Annotated in this window: 13 protein-coding genes and 1 pseudogene; 7 read left to right on the forward strand and 7 right to left on the reverse strand. The window is 67.0% G+C overall.

All coding sequences use genetic code 11. From position 1 onward, the window contains the following. Window positions 1–18: 18 nt before the first annotated feature. Genes ACFWP7_RS32080 through ACFWP7_RS32090 form a run of 3 tightly spaced genes read right to left on the reverse strand, consistent with a single transcriptional unit; the run spans window position 19 to window position 3,174 of the window. Window positions 19–825, reverse strand: coding sequence for a carbohydrate ABC transporter permease (locus ACFWP7_RS32080; RefSeq protein WP_384388665.1), 807 nt, complete (start codon window positions 823–825; stop codon window positions 19–21). Between the two features lie 47 nt (window positions 826–872). Beyond that, complete coding sequence (locus tag ACFWP7_RS32085) at window positions 873–1,829, reverse strand: carbohydrate ABC transporter permease (protein WP_384388569.1); 957 nt, start codon at window positions 1,827–1,829, stop codon at window positions 873–875. Between the two features lie 7 nt (window positions 1,830–1,836). Further along, entirely contained in the window at window positions 1,837–3,174 is a 1,338-nt protein-coding gene (locus ACFWP7_RS32090; RefSeq protein ID WP_384388572.1) for an ABC transporter substrate-binding protein, read from the reverse strand. Window positions 3,175–3,481: 307 nt separating this feature from the next. Here ACFWP7_RS32090 and ACFWP7_RS32095 point away from each other — a divergent pair, with 307 nt between their 5' ends. Beyond that, on the forward strand, window positions 3,482–4,483 hold the full coding sequence (locus tag ACFWP7_RS32095) for a LacI family DNA-binding transcriptional regulator (RefSeq protein ID WP_384388576.1): 1,002 nt from the start codon (window positions 3,482–3,484) through the stop codon (window positions 4,481–4,483). Between the two features lie 412 nt (window positions 4,484–4,895). Here ACFWP7_RS32095 and ACFWP7_RS32100 read toward each other — a convergent pair whose 3' ends face one another. Further along, complete coding sequence (locus tag ACFWP7_RS32100; RefSeq protein ID WP_384388579.1) at window positions 4,896–5,912, reverse strand: NADPH:quinone oxidoreductase family protein; 1,017 nt, start codon at window positions 5,910–5,912, stop codon at window positions 4,896–4,898. Between the two features lie 46 nt (window positions 5,913–5,958). Beyond that, window positions 5,959–6,324: a MerR family transcriptional regulator gene (locus ACFWP7_RS32105; RefSeq protein WP_384388582.1), complete on the reverse strand. Its 366-nt coding sequence runs from the start codon at window positions 6,322–6,324 to the stop codon at window positions 5,959–5,961. A 327-nt stretch (window positions 6,325–6,651) separates the two neighbouring features. On the opposite strand from ACFWP7_RS32105, the gene ACFWP7_RS32110 reads away from it, so the two are divergent. From ACFWP7_RS32110 to ACFWP7_RS32125, 4 genes are all read left to right on the forward strand, one after another. Then, window positions 6,652–6,867 (forward strand): hypothetical protein, encoded by a 216-nt coding sequence (locus ACFWP7_RS32110; protein ID WP_384388584.1) that lies wholly within the window; start codon window positions 6,652–6,654, stop codon window positions 6,865–6,867. A 574-nt stretch (window positions 6,868–7,441) separates the two neighbouring features. Continuing rightward, window positions 7,442–7,612, forward strand: coding sequence for a hypothetical protein (locus ACFWP7_RS32115; RefSeq protein WP_384388587.1), 171 nt, complete (start codon window positions 7,442–7,444; stop codon window positions 7,610–7,612). Then, window positions 7,609–8,496, forward strand: coding sequence for an XRE family transcriptional regulator (locus tag ACFWP7_RS32120; protein ID WP_384388589.1), 888 nt, complete (start codon window positions 7,609–7,611; stop codon window positions 8,494–8,496). Before ACFWP7_RS32115 ends, ACFWP7_RS32120 begins: the two co-directional genes overlap by 4 nt. 11 nt (window positions 8,497–8,507) lie before the next feature. After that, entirely contained in the window at window positions 8,508–9,323 is an 816-nt protein-coding gene (locus ACFWP7_RS32125) for a hypothetical protein (protein ID WP_384388592.1), read from the forward strand. A gap of 292 nt (window positions 9,324–9,615) precedes the next feature. Here the strand turns inward: ACFWP7_RS32125 and ACFWP7_RS32130 are convergent. Beyond that, window positions 9,616–9,885, reverse strand: a pseudogene (locus tag ACFWP7_RS32130) (IS1380 family transposase); the annotation flags it as partial. A gap of 233 nt (window positions 9,886–10,118) precedes the next feature. Continuing rightward, window positions 10,119–10,661 carry a pyridoxamine 5'-phosphate oxidase family protein gene (locus tag ACFWP7_RS32135; protein WP_384388595.1) on the reverse strand — a complete coding sequence of 181 codons (543 nt, stop codon included), beginning with the start codon at window positions 10,659–10,661 and terminating at the stop codon, window positions 10,119–10,121. Window positions 10,662–10,934: 273 nt separating this feature from the next. On the opposite strand from ACFWP7_RS32135, the gene ACFWP7_RS32140 reads away from it, so the two are divergent. Together ACFWP7_RS32140 and ACFWP7_RS32145 are read left to right on the forward strand one after the other, a co-directional pair. After that, window positions 10,935–11,999, forward strand: a complete 1,065-nt coding sequence (locus tag ACFWP7_RS32140) for a bacteriocin fulvocin C-related protein (RefSeq protein WP_384388598.1) — start codon at window positions 10,935–10,937, stop codon at window positions 11,997–11,999. 236 nt (window positions 12,000–12,235) lie between these two features. Continuing rightward, a complete protein-coding gene (locus tag ACFWP7_RS32145) occupies window positions 12,236–13,054 on the forward strand; it encodes an SAM-dependent methyltransferase (protein WP_384388601.1) in 819 nt (272 codons plus the stop codon). The last annotated feature ends 379 nt before the right edge of the window (window positions 13,055–13,433 follow it).

Consider the following 13,433-nt stretch of genomic DNA (forward strand, 5'->3'; position numbering starts at 1 on the left):
AGTGGGGGACGGGAGCGGTCACTTGAGGGAGCCGGCGGCGAGGCCGGTGCGCCAGAACCGCTGGAGGACGATGAACAGGATGATCACGGGCACGATCGACACCAGCGAGCCCATGATCACGGACTCCTGGAGGAGCGGGGTGCGGGCGGTCTGCCCATTCCAGGTGAAGAGGCCGAGCGTGATCGGGAAGAGCTCCTCCTTCTGGAGCATCACCATCGGGAGGAAGAAGTTGTTCCAGATGCCGACGAACTGGAACAGGAAAATGGTCACCAGCGCCGGGGACATCAGCCTGAACGAGACCGAGAAGAAAGTGCGGAACTCGCCGGCACCGTCGAGGCGCGCGGACTCGATGAGTTCCTGCGGCACAGCGGCGTTCGCGAAGATCCTCGCCAGATAGACGCCGAACGGGCTGACGATGCTGGGCAGGAAGACCGCGAAGTAGGTGTTGACGAGTCCGACCTCGGAGAACAGCAGGAACAGCGGCAGAGCCAGCGCGGTGCTGGGGACCAGCACACCGCCGAGAATCACCGAGAAGAGGAACTCCCGGCCGCGGAAGCGGAACTTGGCGAGCGCGTAGCCGCACAGCGCCGAGATCAGGGTGCCCACGGCCGCGCCCAGCACCGCGTAGACGACGGTGTTGAGGATCCATCGGGCGAAGATGCCGTCGTTGAAGGTGAACAGGGTGTGCAGGTTGTCGAACAGCTGAAAGTTCGAGAACGCCAGGCCGCTGGTGGAGGCGAGATCGCCCTGCGGTTTGGTCGCCGCGACGATCAGGAAGTACAGCGGCAGCATGAAGTAGATCGCCAGCACGAGCATCAGGGCCATGACGGCCGTACGGCTCACGTGGCTTTCCTGGACACGGGGTTGCTTGTTCACAGTCCCGCCCTCTTGGAGGTCAGTCGCATGAACCCGAAGCTCAAGACGAAGGTGATGACGGCGACGACCACCGAAATGGCGGCGGCCTGCTGGTAGTTGTTCCCGACGGCCACGGTGTACGCCAGCATGTTCGGGGTGAACGTGCTGGAGATGTTCGAGGAGATCTGGCGCAGCACGGCCGGCTCGGAGTACAGCTGGAGTGTGCCGATGATCGAGAACACCGTGGTCATGACGATGGACGGGGCGATGATCGGGACCTTGATGCGCCAGGCGATGGCCCAGTTGCCGGCCCCGTCGATCCTCGCGGCCTCGTAGAGTTCCTGCGGGATGGACTGCAGCGCCGAGAACATGATCAGCATGTTGTAGCCGGTCCACAGCCAGGTCGAGATGTTCGCCGCCGACCACAGCACGGCACCCGGGCCCAGGAAGTCCGGCTTCAGACCGATGCCGTTCAACAGGTCGACGATCGGGCTGAGTTGCGGCGAGTAGAGATACGACCACATGATCGCGGCGATGACGCCGGGCACCGCGTACGGCATGAACGCGGCAGTGCGGAAGGCCCCCTTGAGCTTCAGCAGGGGAGAGTCAAGGAGCAGGGCCATGACCAGTGCAAGGAACAGCATGACTGGCACCTGAACGATACCGAACAGGCCGATACGGCCGATGCTGGACCAGAACTCGTGGTTCTGGAACACCTCGACGTACTGCTCGAAACCGCCGAACGTCGTGTACGAGGTGCCGTACTGCCCGCCGGAGCGGCGTACCACGCGGAAGCTCTGCCAGAGCGCGTAGCCGATGGGCACGAGGTAGAAGAGGACGAACGGCAGGAAGAAGGGCGTCACGAACGCGACGATGGTGCCGGCCCGGGGGCCGCTGACGTCCAGGCGCGGACGGCGGCGGCCCCGGGGCGGTGGTGACACCGCGTCGGTGGGGCGGGTGGCGATGTCGGTCATTCTGAGGTCACTTACCCGCCGTGGCCGGGATCGCCAGGTCGTCCATCGACTTCAGCGCGGAGGCCTGGGCAGCGGCGAGCGCGTCGGTCAGCTTGCCGTCCCCGGCCACTGCCTTGGACATCGCGTCCTGCAGTGCCAGGTTCACCGACTTCTGGGTGGGACCCCAGCTGAAGTCGGTGTCGACCTTCTTGGACGACTCGGCGAAGACGTCGAAGATCTTCTCGTTGTTGTAGTACGGCACACCCTTGGACAGCGCCGGAAGCTTCAGCCCGTCGGTGGACGCCGGGTACAGGCCGCCCACCTCGTTCGCCAGCGCGAGCGCCTCAGGGTCGGTGTTCAGCCACGTGTTGAACTCGGCAGCCTCGTAGAGGTGCTTGCCGCCCTTCATGAACGCGACGGTCGAGCCGCCCCAGTCGCCGGAGTTGCCGTCCGCACCCCAGGTCGGCATCGGGACGATCGACCACTTGCCGGCCTGGTCGGGCAGGTTGTCACGCATCCCCGTGTAGCCCCAGGCCGCCCCGATCTGGGTGGCCATCTGGTCGTTCTGGTAGGCGGCGAACATCTGTGTCGACCCGTTGGCGAGGTCGGTACGCACGAGCTTGTCGTCGATCAGCTTCTGCCAGTAGTCGGCGACCTGCTTGCTCTTGTCCGACTCCACGGTGACGTGCCACTTGTCGTCGGAGTAGCTGTACATGTTCGCGTTGTTCTGCCAGAGGAGCCCGTTGAACCATTCGGCGTTGTTCGGGTCGAAGAACGTCATGGTGAGCTTCGGGTCGGCCTTGTGCAGCTTCTCCGCGGCGGTCGTGTACTCGTCCCAGGTCGTCGGGATCGGGACGTCGTACTTCTTGAAGATGTCGGTGCGTACGTACATGGCCATCGGGCCCGTGTCCTGTGGAAGGGCGAACACCCCGGTGTTGGCGAAGCTGGCCTGCGACCAGGTCCACGGAACGAACTTCGACTCGGCGTCGGCGGCCGTCTTGCAGGCCGAGGCGTCAACGAAGGCGTCCTGGGAGCGCAGGGTGGGCAACTGGTCGTAGCCGACCTGGGCGAGGTCCGGCGCCGTACCGGCCTTGAGGGCGTTGCCGATCGCGCCGTACTGGTCGTTGGAGATGTTCTTCGACTCGACCTGGATGTCGGGATGGTCCTTGTTCCACAGGTCGACGACCTTGTCCATGCCGTTGACGGTGTTCCAGTACTGGAGAGTGACCTTGCCCTTGGAGGGCTCACAGGAGGCGGCGGACGCGTTGTCGGACGACGAGTCGGACGACGAGCATCCGGCGAGGACGACCATGCCGGCGGCCGCGGCTGCGATGACGAGGCGAGTACGTGTGACTGTGCTGCTCATATCTTCCGTTCCAGAGAACGACTAGCGACGGTGCTAGGCGGGGTCGACGTTGACACCTGGAGGCGGATGCCTTCTGGTTGGAATGTGCTTCCGTGAGCGGTACCGTGAGCGCTCACGGGAGCGGTAACGGGGGAACTTGTTGCGAAGTGATTGGGATTTTGCGCTTCGGTCGGGTCGAGTGTCAAGGCTCCTGAGCCAGGGGAGCACCATCAATCGTTCGAACACGTGGTCGCACCAGAATGTCGGCCCAGGGCATACTCAGTGTCCCTTGCGACGCGCGCGCGTCGGCAACAGGCGGAGGTGAACGATGGCGTCGTCGGGGACCGGACCCCGCCGGGTGACGATCGACGATGTGGCCCGGAGTGCCGGGGTGTCCCGGCAGACGGTGTCCCGGGCGCTCAACGACAAGGACGAGATCGGTGTCGCCACCAAGCAGCGCGTCCTCGATGCCGCCCTCGCGCTGGGGTACCGGCCGAGCCGGTTCGCCCGGGGGCTCGTCCGCCAGGACACGATCAGCGTCGGGCTCGTGATCCCCGATCTGCTCAACCCCTTCTTCACCGAGGTCGCCGCCGCCTCCCTGGACGCGGCGCGGGCTCGGGGCTGGCATGTCGTCGTGTGCGACACCGGTGATCGGGTGGAGGAGGAGCGGGGCACTCTGGAGGCGATCACCTCGCAGGTGGACGCTGTCGTGGGGTACATGAGCCTGACCGAGGAGGAGATCGACCGGCTGACCCGTGGGATGCCGGTCGTGCTCATCGACCGGGAGCACCGCTCCGAGCGGTTCAGCACGATCCGGATCGACGGAGAGCAGGGCGTCGCCTCCGCGATCCGCCATCTGGCCGAGTCGGGGCACCGGCGGATCGGCATGCTCGATCACGCGGGCCGGTCCGAGCCGAGCAACCGGCACGACTGGTTCGCCGCCGCGATGGACGCCTGCGGACTCGACTCGGACGCGGTGTGCCGCGCCGACCAGAGCGTGGAGGGCGGGGAGGGCGCGCTGAAGTACCTGCTAGCCCGGCACCCCGACGTCACCGCCGTGTTCACGTTCAACGACATCATCGCCATCGGCGCACTGCGTGCCGCCCGCCGACTCGGACGCCGGGTCCCCCAGGACCTCGCCGTGATCGGCTTCGACGGCCTTCAGCTCGGATCCCTGGTCGAACCGCCGCTGTCCACCGTCGCCCTCGACACCCGGGAGCTCGGCGCGCTCGCCGTCGAACAGGCGGCGCGGCTGCTGACCCGCAGCGGCGGGCTCAGCCGGGACGAGTTGGTGGTCCACGGAAAGCTGCGGTTGCGGGAGTCGGCGTAGGGCCTGCCGGCCGGCCGCGACAGCGGCAGGTTCCGTCCGCCGCCGGGCCCGGTCCCCGCGGCGGACGTCGGCGCCCGCGGGTGCCACAGCGTCTCACGCAAGAAGCCCGATTCCGGCGACGCCCTGGTGCCGGCAAACATCCTGCGCACCGGCGTGTACGTCCTCCGCCCACACCCCGACGACAGCTACCTGGCCCGCGCCGTCGCCGTTCTCGCCTGAGCCCAGCCGGACGTCGCCAGCAGATCGCCGACACCTCAGGTCCCTGGTGCGCGAGTACTACCTGCCTGCTGCCCCGGCCGCCGCGACCTGGCAGAACGGTCTCTGCCGCCTCCGAGGCCCGCGCACTCCTCAAGACCGTCCCTACCTCCACCCGCGCCGCTCGGCGGGGTGTTGCGGTGAGTCATCGGGATTCCTAGCGCCAGGGGTCGAGGGCGTGCTTGCCGCGGGTCTGGCGGGCTTCGAGCTGTTGGAGCACTGCCGGCCCGTCTGCCAAGGGGTGGATCTGGGGGGCGCCGGGCGGGTATGTCCCTTGGGCGATGAGGGCCTCGATCTCGACGAGCAACGACTGGTAGAGGGAAGGTGCTGTGCTCGCCAGCGCGCCGATGTGCAGACCCTTGAGCTGGACCTGGTGGGTGAAGACCAGGTCGTGTGTGGTCACAGCGGCGTTGCCGGATGAGGCGCCGAAGACGATGACGCGTCCGGTGAAGGGTTTGGTGACGGACAGACTGGCTTCGAATGTGGCCTGTCCCACCGATTCCAGGACCAGGTCGACCCCGCCGGTCAGGCGTTTGATCTCCTCGGCCAGGCCAGGGTGTGCGCTGTCCAGGACCTCGTCGGCGCCGAGCGCTTTGACGCTGTCGTGCTTGGCCGGCGACGCCGTGGCGATCACGCGCGCACCGTAATGGTGAGCAAGGCGGACGGCAGCCTGTCCCACCCCTCCGGCCGCTGCATGAACAAGCACCACCTCACCCCTCTTGATCTCGCCCAACGGCTTCAGCGCGGCCAAAGCAGTTGCCCAGTTCAGCACCAGGCCGAGGGCTTCGGCGTCACTCCAACCGGAAGGCACGGGGATCACACCCGCGGCCGGCATCGTCATGTACTGCGCGAAGGCACCCGGACCGGCACCGACGACGTGGGTGCCGATCCGCATCGGGGTCTCTACGTCCGGTCCGACACCTGCGATCTCGCCGGCGGCTTCGAAGCCCGCCACATAAGGGGCCTGCGGGCCTCCGCTGTAGGTTCCATGGGTCTGCATGACGTCAGCGAAGTTGACACCGGCGGCGCCCACTCGGATCAGGTACTCGCCGGGCCCCGGGGTGGGGCGGGGCCGATCGGTTGTGAGTGTCAGGTCCTTCGGTCCCTGATGGGACTGCTGGACCAGCGCTCGTACCGTCTGTGCGGTGGTGTGATGCTGCTCGTCGATCTCCATGCACGGACCGTAGGAGTCTCACACTTACGTCAAGGTCAACTGACGTTCACAGAGCGGCGCGTCGGGCCTCCCGCAGGTAGGCGTCGAGTGCCGACTGCTGTTCGCTGAGAATTGCGATACGCGCAGCGAGTCGATCGCGATAGCTCTGCACCTCGGACAGGAACTCTGCGCATACCGCATCCGTGCTGACGTCGGATCCGTCGGCGAGGCGGGGCAGGATTTCCCTGATCAGCCGCACAGGCAGTCCTGACTCGAGCAACGAGCGGATGCGGAGCACCCGGTCGACAGTGGACCGGCAGTAGTCACGGAACCCATTGCTGCAACGCCCCGGGACGATCAACCCCTCATCCTCGTAGTGCCGCAACGATCGCGCACTCACACCGCTGACTCTGGAAGCCTCACTGATCCGCATACCTGCAGGCAACGTTCAGGCCCACCACGATCTTCCAGACCGCCATCGGTATGCCATGACGACGCGCTCATGCTCAACAACCTCATGCCTCGCAATATGTGGAAACGAAGTGTCTGCGCCATTGCTCGACAGGCCGCCGGTGAGCGCGGCCACTGGGCGGGTCGACCTTGACCCGACAACCACTCATTGATGAAGGTGCGCAAGGCCTGGATTCCGGCCTTAGGGAAGTGCTTTGCCGTCAACAAACGGTAACTGGGCAGCTGTATTGAGTAGTTGGGGCTACACAGGATGGCTGGGACGTTCTTGCCTGCCGGGAGGACTAGCCGGGTGTTGCTGACGATCAATGTGGCGGTTCTGCTGGCTGTCATCATCGTTGTGCGGCTGCGTCGACGCACAGAGGCCCGAAGCCGGTCGGACGAGAAGCTGACCGTGGTCATTGTGCTGGTGTTCGGCGTGCTGGTAGCCCCGACCGCGTTCGGTCAGGGAATCCTGGATGTCGTGGGCCAACTCGCCGACGCCATGACGCAGTCGGGCAGCCCCTGAGCTCCTGGCGTTCTTGTGGTGGAGCTGCTCGCGGGCAATCAACACGGCCACGGGTGCTGTCGGGCAGCCGGAGCGGCGGATGGTGGCCCGGCAGGCGGCAGGCGGCAGGCGGCAGGCGGCAGGCGGCAGGCGGGCGGGCGGCAGGCGGGCGCGCAACGGGGTGCCGTGCGGCCCCCCTTGAGGTGTTTCTTCAGCACCGGGGACCGCACGCTCTTGTGCGGCGTCGAGTGGCGCCTCGCCTTTCCACGATGGGGCAGGTGAGCGAGCCAGGTGTGGGCAGAAGCGATGTTTCCCCTCAAAGGGTTGAATCATCGGCGGTTCTCGCTCCCGACCGGGGGTGGCGGGGGGCAGCGGGGCCCGGCTTTCACAGAGGCATTGTTCCGCAACTCCATGATCACGTGGCGTCGCACGAGGCAGGCACGCAATGCTGGCGTCGCTCTCCTGACAGTGCTTCAGCACTGCAGCCAGGAAGGGCTGTTGGTGTGTGAACCGCTCACAGAAACCGAGTGCGATGTCGAGTAAGAAAGTGGTGACCGTAGCCGTTTTGGCGACGGTCCTCACGTGGAGCACGGTGATGACCGTGCTGGGACACGTCGCGGCCGTGGCTGCACTGCTCCCGTCCCTGGGCCTGATCGTGCAGCAAATCGTCCAGGCCCTGACCGCGCCCGACGGCCCCAGCCCGCCCGACGGCTCCCATCCGCCCGCCGACCCCACAGCCGCCGGCATACAGGAGCCGCCCCGATGATCTGGCCCCCCGATGCCGACCAGCCGCCCCGACCAGATACCCAAGGCCGCCGGGGCCGCAAGCCGGCCCCCATCTCCGACACCGCGGGCCTCTCACACCGCGCCTGGCTGGAGCCGGTCCGTGGCTTCCTCTTCTCCAGCGGCCTGACCCTCGACGACCTCGTCGACCGCTCCGGCTACTCCAAGACCCGCATAAGCGAACTGCTGCGCGGCAACGGCTACTACCCCGCCTGGGAGATCACCTTCAGCGTGATCCGCGCCCTGGGCCTGCCCGTCCAACCCGTGCGCCGGCTGTGGACCGCAGCGGCCCGCGAAGCCCACAAGGAACCCGGTTGGATCGAGCAGTGCATACAGCAGGTCGCTCTCCAGCCTGAACCCCCGCCCCTGGCCCACCAGGCGTTCACCGAGGCCATGGCCGACGCCTACACCGCCTACACACGCGCCTTCCTCCTCACCGACCACCGAGCCCGCTGGGTGGTTACCGAGACCTTCGACATCCTGTGGCTGTGCTGGAGCGAGGCCGCCAACAGTGAGAACATCCGCCGCTACGCCTGGCGACTGCTGCGCGAGCGGGTCATGGCCCGCGCCCACCGCCAGTACGAGGGCCACCCCGACCTGCGCGCCGCCGTCTTCTCCACCGCCGAAGTCCACGACGCATCACCGGGTCACTTCGTCGCCCTCAGTGAACTCGTCGACCTCTTCGACGCGATCAGCCGCCTCCCGCACGACCAGATGGACGTCGCGGTGCTGCGCTACCTGTGCGACATGCCCCTTGAGGAGATCCCCGACGTCCTGGGCCTGAGCCCCGCCCTCGCCCACGCCGTCGACCACCACGCCCGCGCCACCCTTGAACGTCTCGTCTACACACACAGCCCCCGGGAGTGAACCCAGACGCCATGCCCCCCATCGACGCTCTCCTCGCCCGCGCCCGCCTCCACCACCACCCCCGCGTCCCCACCGACACTGTCGCCTACAAAGACTGCCCCTACGTCGACTTCACTCCCGACGCAGCGAACCCCCTGGCCGAGGAGCAGGCCGGCGACACAGCCGCCACCCTGCATCTGGACCACCTCTGCGAGGTCGTCGTCACCACAGTGGTCCCCGGCGCGTTGGAATTTCTCACCGACCAGCTCCCCGAACCCCCCGGCGCCTGGTTGCTGGGCTGCGCACTGCACCTCGCCGGCGTCGCGGACGGGGCACGGTTTTGGTGGCAGTACGCCGCCGGCGCCGGACACACCCCGGCCGCCTACTGTCTCTCCCTGCATCACCACGCCCGCGGAGAAGCCCACGCAGCCGCTTTCTGGTACGACCAAACGGGCCTTGATGCGACCACCGACTCCGACCCCCTCACCGTCGCCGCCGTCTGCCCACCCCTGCACCAAGGCAGCTTCGACGCCAGCATCCCCACGGTCCTGCGGATCCTCAGTCACCTCACCCCACCCGGCCAACGCCCCCGCACCCACCGCACCGACGCCATCACCAACTACGTCGCCGCCGCTGTCACCCACGGTCGCCTCCACCACCCCGGCATCGAAATCCCCGTCCCCGAAGCCCGCTTCGCCGACCGCGTCAGCTTCATCCTCGACTTCACTCCTCCCTGGACCCAGCGCGTGGCCCGCGTCTTCAACCCCGCACTGCCCAGTCGGAGGCAGCACACCAGCACAACCGGCGCCCGCGCCCGCGCTACCGCCGTAGACGGCGCCAAAGGATGAGCGCGGCTCTCTCACCGACCCGGCGCCGTGACCGAACGGGCCGCGATCGTTCTTGGTCGGGTGGAGGTGTCCACTGCGGCGAACTCATCGGGGGTCCGGCTCGTCATGCCCTGAACGGATCCGATCAACGAGGTACACGTCCGGAAGCCGGGGCTGGTCGTCGTGGACGTCGCGGCTGCCGAAGACGCGACCACACCCACATTCCGGGAGACGCTCGCCAGGCGGAGGCAACCGCGACGGCGGATCGGACGACCCGGGACGCGGGCCGGCCGGGCGTACGGCCGCGCTGCTTTTCGTTCGTGTCGGCGAGTAGCCGCCAGGCTCCTTGGTGTCGCGGCAAAGGGGCCAGCCGAACACCACTTTCTGCTCCCGCAGTACGGCCAGATCCGCGAGCGCTTCACCGCTGTCGGCGAGCATCAACGCCAGGTCGGTGGCGATCCGGCCCGGATCATGTCCGGTCCCGTGAACGGCCGAAGCGGCCTGAGGACGGCGGAGTACGGGGGGTGGCCACCCTGGTGGCATCAGCGAGATCCGCCAGCAGCCGCGAGCCGGCGTGGCTGACGCCGCAGGCCCCTCGACGCTGTCGGCAAGCTTGGGGCGCGACGGGAAGTGAGACGCTCACAGGCCAGGCAGCAGGGCACTTCGGGGTCGGCTGTCCTCGCGGGTGGCCGTTATTGGGCAATGAGCTTTCGCATGTTCAGGATCTCCTGACGGTGGCTGCGGTGATGGTAGTTCCGGCCGGTTGGTGGGGCTTCTCCCGTCGAGGCTGAATTGCTCGCCCCACGCGCCGGATGGTCATGACTTCGACACTCTTGGCTCGACGGACCGCACCCTGGTGCCACTCTTCTGCTGACGTTCCGCACGCTGCCGGACGAGTTCCTCGACGGCGCTGGGCAAGGTCGTCTCGAAGTCGATCAGCTTCGCCCACGTCGGCGTCATCACGATGCGGACCATGCCGTCGTAGAGCGAGCGGACCTCGGCCTCCCATTCGACCCGTTGCTCGGCCGTCATCTCGTAGGAGCCATTCATTTCGAGGTACTCATCGGGAATGCCGTCGACCTCGTCGAGTTCAACAGTGCCGCGGACGAGCAGGATCTTGGGCGGGTGCACTTCGGTGTCGATCGTGAGGGCGACGGCTGGGTTCTGACGGAGCGAAGCCAGCTTCGGGGCGTTCTTCGACGTGCACATCACGGCCTCCCTGCCGTTCCAGGCGAAGGCGATCGGGATGTTCCGCGGTGTCCCATCCTTGGCCACGTAGGCCAGGCGGCAGAGGTCACGAGCCAGCAACTCCTGGCTCAGCGGGCGATTGAGGATCTCGGTGATCCGGTCGTTCGTCATGGAGGGCCTCCTGAGAGCCGTGCGACCACGGTGGTCGCTTCTGCCCCTGGGACGGAGTCGTCACGGCGTTCTCGACATCCTTGCTGAAACTGAGACGAGCCATCAGTGGTCCGCACTTGCGAAGTATCGGCCCTCGGCGAGGCTGCTCGCTTTGAGCCACCAGGCTCGTCGCCATCCGGAGTCGAACCTGCGAGACCACCGTAAGTATGGCCTGTGAATGTAAAACGTTTCGATCCTCGTCGAAATGATTGATGTTTCCAGAGGCCTCGGCAAATGATTTCTCTTCAGGTAGACCCGAAGCGTGAAATCGTGCTGAACGGCACTCTATGGATCGGCATGAAAACCTACACCGGGCGGCCGCCGTGGGTCGGGTTGTCAAGTAAACGTGGGGAGAAGCTTGTGACCGAGTGGATATTGGCATTCGACGCCGACTGTCGATTCTGCGAAGAAGTGGTGGATCGGGTTCGTGTGTCCGTCGACGGCAAATTGACCGCCGCGGGCCTCACGGAACCCCGTATTCGCGGCCTGCGCGCGCGTGCCCTGGGGGATGGGGCCGAGTGGGCGCCGACCCTGTTGGCGGTCAAAGGCGACCAGGTGCGGGCCTGGACCGGAACCGCGCTGTCCGTCCGCCTGGCGCGGCTGTTGGGGCCGGCGGACTCGCTGCGGGTGGTGCGTGCGCTCCGCAACCTCGATGTGCTGCGGCCCCCGAGCCGTCGAGGAATCCTCAAGGCCGTGCCGGGGCTGGCCCTGGGAACGTTTCTGGTCACCGGCGGTCTGGCAGCCTCACCCGCGCAGGCCGTGACTCGCGCCAAGGGCAGCAAGGCGTCGCGATGGGTGAAGGCCAACCGCGACCGGCTGCCCTCCGGCTACTCCGAGTTCGTCTCCTACCCCGCGGACTATCGGCGCGCCGTCTACGGCGCGCTGTCCGCTTCGGCTCGGAGCGATCTGTGGGTGGCGCACTTCGCGAACTACCGGAAAACGCACCCCGGTCTGTCGGCCGAGCAGTCCGCCGTCCTGGACGACGCGACGCGGCTGGCACCGCAGATCATCGCGGGGCGCCGACAGGGAGGAGCCCCCGAAGAGCTGGAATCGGCGGCGGTGGCGGCGTTCGGCGAGAGCGAGGCGCAGGCGATTCTCATGACGCTGGGCCCTGCGGACACGCAAGGCGCGGCGCCTCGGAGTGACCAGGGCACCCAGGTCATGGACTGCAATTCCCAATGCGCGGGGAGCGGAAGCTGCGACATGGTGTGTTACGCCTCACCGTGGTGGTGCAACTGGACCGACTACGGCTGCGGTCCACTGTGGCTGGGACCGTGCAGCGGGGTTTGCGCCCCCTGACGCGATCCCTGTTCAGAGCTCGCGCCTTCCCTGTAGCGGCTGGGCTGCTTGAAGTGGGTGACGAAGGCGGTCCAGACGGCGGTTGATGCGAGGAGTCCTCTGCATCTGATGCCTCATGGGAGGCCGAACGGTGCCATTCCTCAGTCCAGCCCTGTCGTCGGACGGAGTCGCTGTCCTCAACTCCTGCCGCTAGGTTGCTCCTTGACCGTATATCGGCTTGATCTGGAGGACGTCCCGTGACTGAGATTCCCGCCGCGGCGATCGAGGCGCGCAAGCGAATCAAAACCGACCAGCCACACACGGCCCGGATCTGGAACTACTGGCTGGGCGGTAAGGACAACTACTTGGTCGATCAGGAAGCTGGGGACCAGATACGCCAACTGCACCCGGGTATCGGCGACTACGCCCTCGCCGACCGGCTGTTCCTCGGGCGCGCCGTACGGTACCTCGCTGACGAGTGCGGGATACGGCAGTTCCTCGACATCGGCACCGGTCTGCCGACGGCCGACAACACGCACGAGGTCGCTCAGCGTGTCGCGCCGGAGTCCCGCATCGTCTATGTCGACAACGACCCCATCGTGCTGACCCACGCCGAGGCCCTGCTGACGAGCACGCGGGAGGGGCGCACCGACTACCTCGACGAGGACCTGCGTAACGTCGAAGCAATCCTGGAGCAGGCGGCACGGACGCTGGACTTCAGTGAGCCCGTGGCGTTGGTGCTGCTCGGCGTCGTCATCTTCATCGAGGAGGACGAGGAGGCGTACGCGATAGTGCGGCGTCTGATGGACGCGCTGCCCGAAGGCAGCCACCTCGTCCTCTCGCACACCATTACCCGACCGGACCTGTCGGACGTTGACGCCGCGGTGGCCTTCTGGAACGAGCACGGTACGCCGAAGCTGACCCAGCGCACCCCGGCCGCCGTCGCTGGGTTCTTCGACGGGCTGGAGCTCCTGGAGCCAGGCGTGGTCTCCTGCAATCGATGGCGCCCGGATGGCGGCGAGGCCGAACCGGCCGCCGAGGTAGCCATGTTCGGTGGCGTGGGACGCAAGGCCTGACCATCGGCGGACGGCTCCTGCTGAACGGGATCGAGTGGAGGGCCGATTGAATCGCGCCGCAGCTGAGCCGGTGCCGCCTGCTCCACGAGTACGGACGGCGGGAGGAGCGGACGATCCGCGGGCTGATCCAGCCTTCGGGCGTTCGCCGGCCTGGGGGCCGGGATCCGCGGGCGCGGTGTGCTGCGGAACGGGTCGGCAACGAGGGCGATCTGACAGGGACCGGCCCGGAGCACGCCATGATCAGGGCCGTGTATGTGAGGGGGGCCGTGACCGGATTCCGTAGCGGCCGTCCGTCCTGGCCCGGCGTGGTGAGCCCAGGCCCGTCGATGGTCCCGACCGGACGATGCTGATTCAGCGGTGGCGGCCAAGATCGACGAGT

The organism is Streptomyces sp. NPDC058470, from assembly GCF_042721055.1.
In the GTDB taxonomy this organism is placed as follows: domain Bacteria; phylum Actinomycetota; class Actinomycetes; order Streptomycetales; family Streptomycetaceae; genus Streptomyces.

Bases quoted from the DNA above. Each gene is read 5' to 3' on its own strand.
- ACFWP7_RS32080 (WP_384388665.1), bottom strand. From the start codon at position 825: ATGGCCCTGATGCTCGTGCTGGCGATCTACTTCATGCTGCCGCTGTAC.
- ACFWP7_RS32085 (WP_384388569.1), bottom strand. From the start codon at position 1,829: ATGACCGACATCGCCACCCGCCCCACCGACGCGGTGTCACCACCGCCC.
- ACFWP7_RS32090 (WP_384388572.1), bottom strand. From the start codon at position 3,174: ATGAGCAGCACAGTCACACGTACTCGCCTCGTCATCGCAGCCGCGGCC.
- ACFWP7_RS32095 (WP_384388576.1), top strand. From the start codon at position 3,482: ATGGCGTCGTCGGGGACCGGACCCCGCCGGGTGACGATCGACGATGTG.
- ACFWP7_RS32100 (WP_384388579.1), bottom strand. From the start codon at position 5,912: ATGGAGATCGACGAGCAGCATCACACCACCGCACAGACGGTACGAGCG.
- ACFWP7_RS32105 (WP_384388582.1), bottom strand. From the start codon at position 6,324: ATGCGGATCAGTGAGGCTTCCAGAGTCAGCGGTGTGAGTGCGCGATCG.
- ACFWP7_RS32115 (WP_384388587.1), top strand. From the start codon at position 7,442: ATGACCGTGCTGGGACACGTCGCGGCCGTGGCTGCACTGCTCCCGTCC.
- ACFWP7_RS32120 (WP_384388589.1), top strand. From the start codon at position 7,609: ATGATCTGGCCCCCCGATGCCGACCAGCCGCCCCGACCAGATACCCAA.
- ACFWP7_RS32125 (WP_384388592.1), top strand. From the start codon at position 8,508: ATGCCCCCCATCGACGCTCTCCTCGCCCGCGCCCGCCTCCACCACCAC.
- ACFWP7_RS32135 (WP_384388595.1), bottom strand. From the start codon at position 10,661: ATGACGAACGACCGGATCACCGAGATCCTCAATCGCCCGCTGAGCCAG.
- ACFWP7_RS32140 (WP_384388598.1), top strand. From the start codon at position 10,935: ATGATTTCTCTTCAGGTAGACCCGAAGCGTGAAATCGTGCTGAACGGC.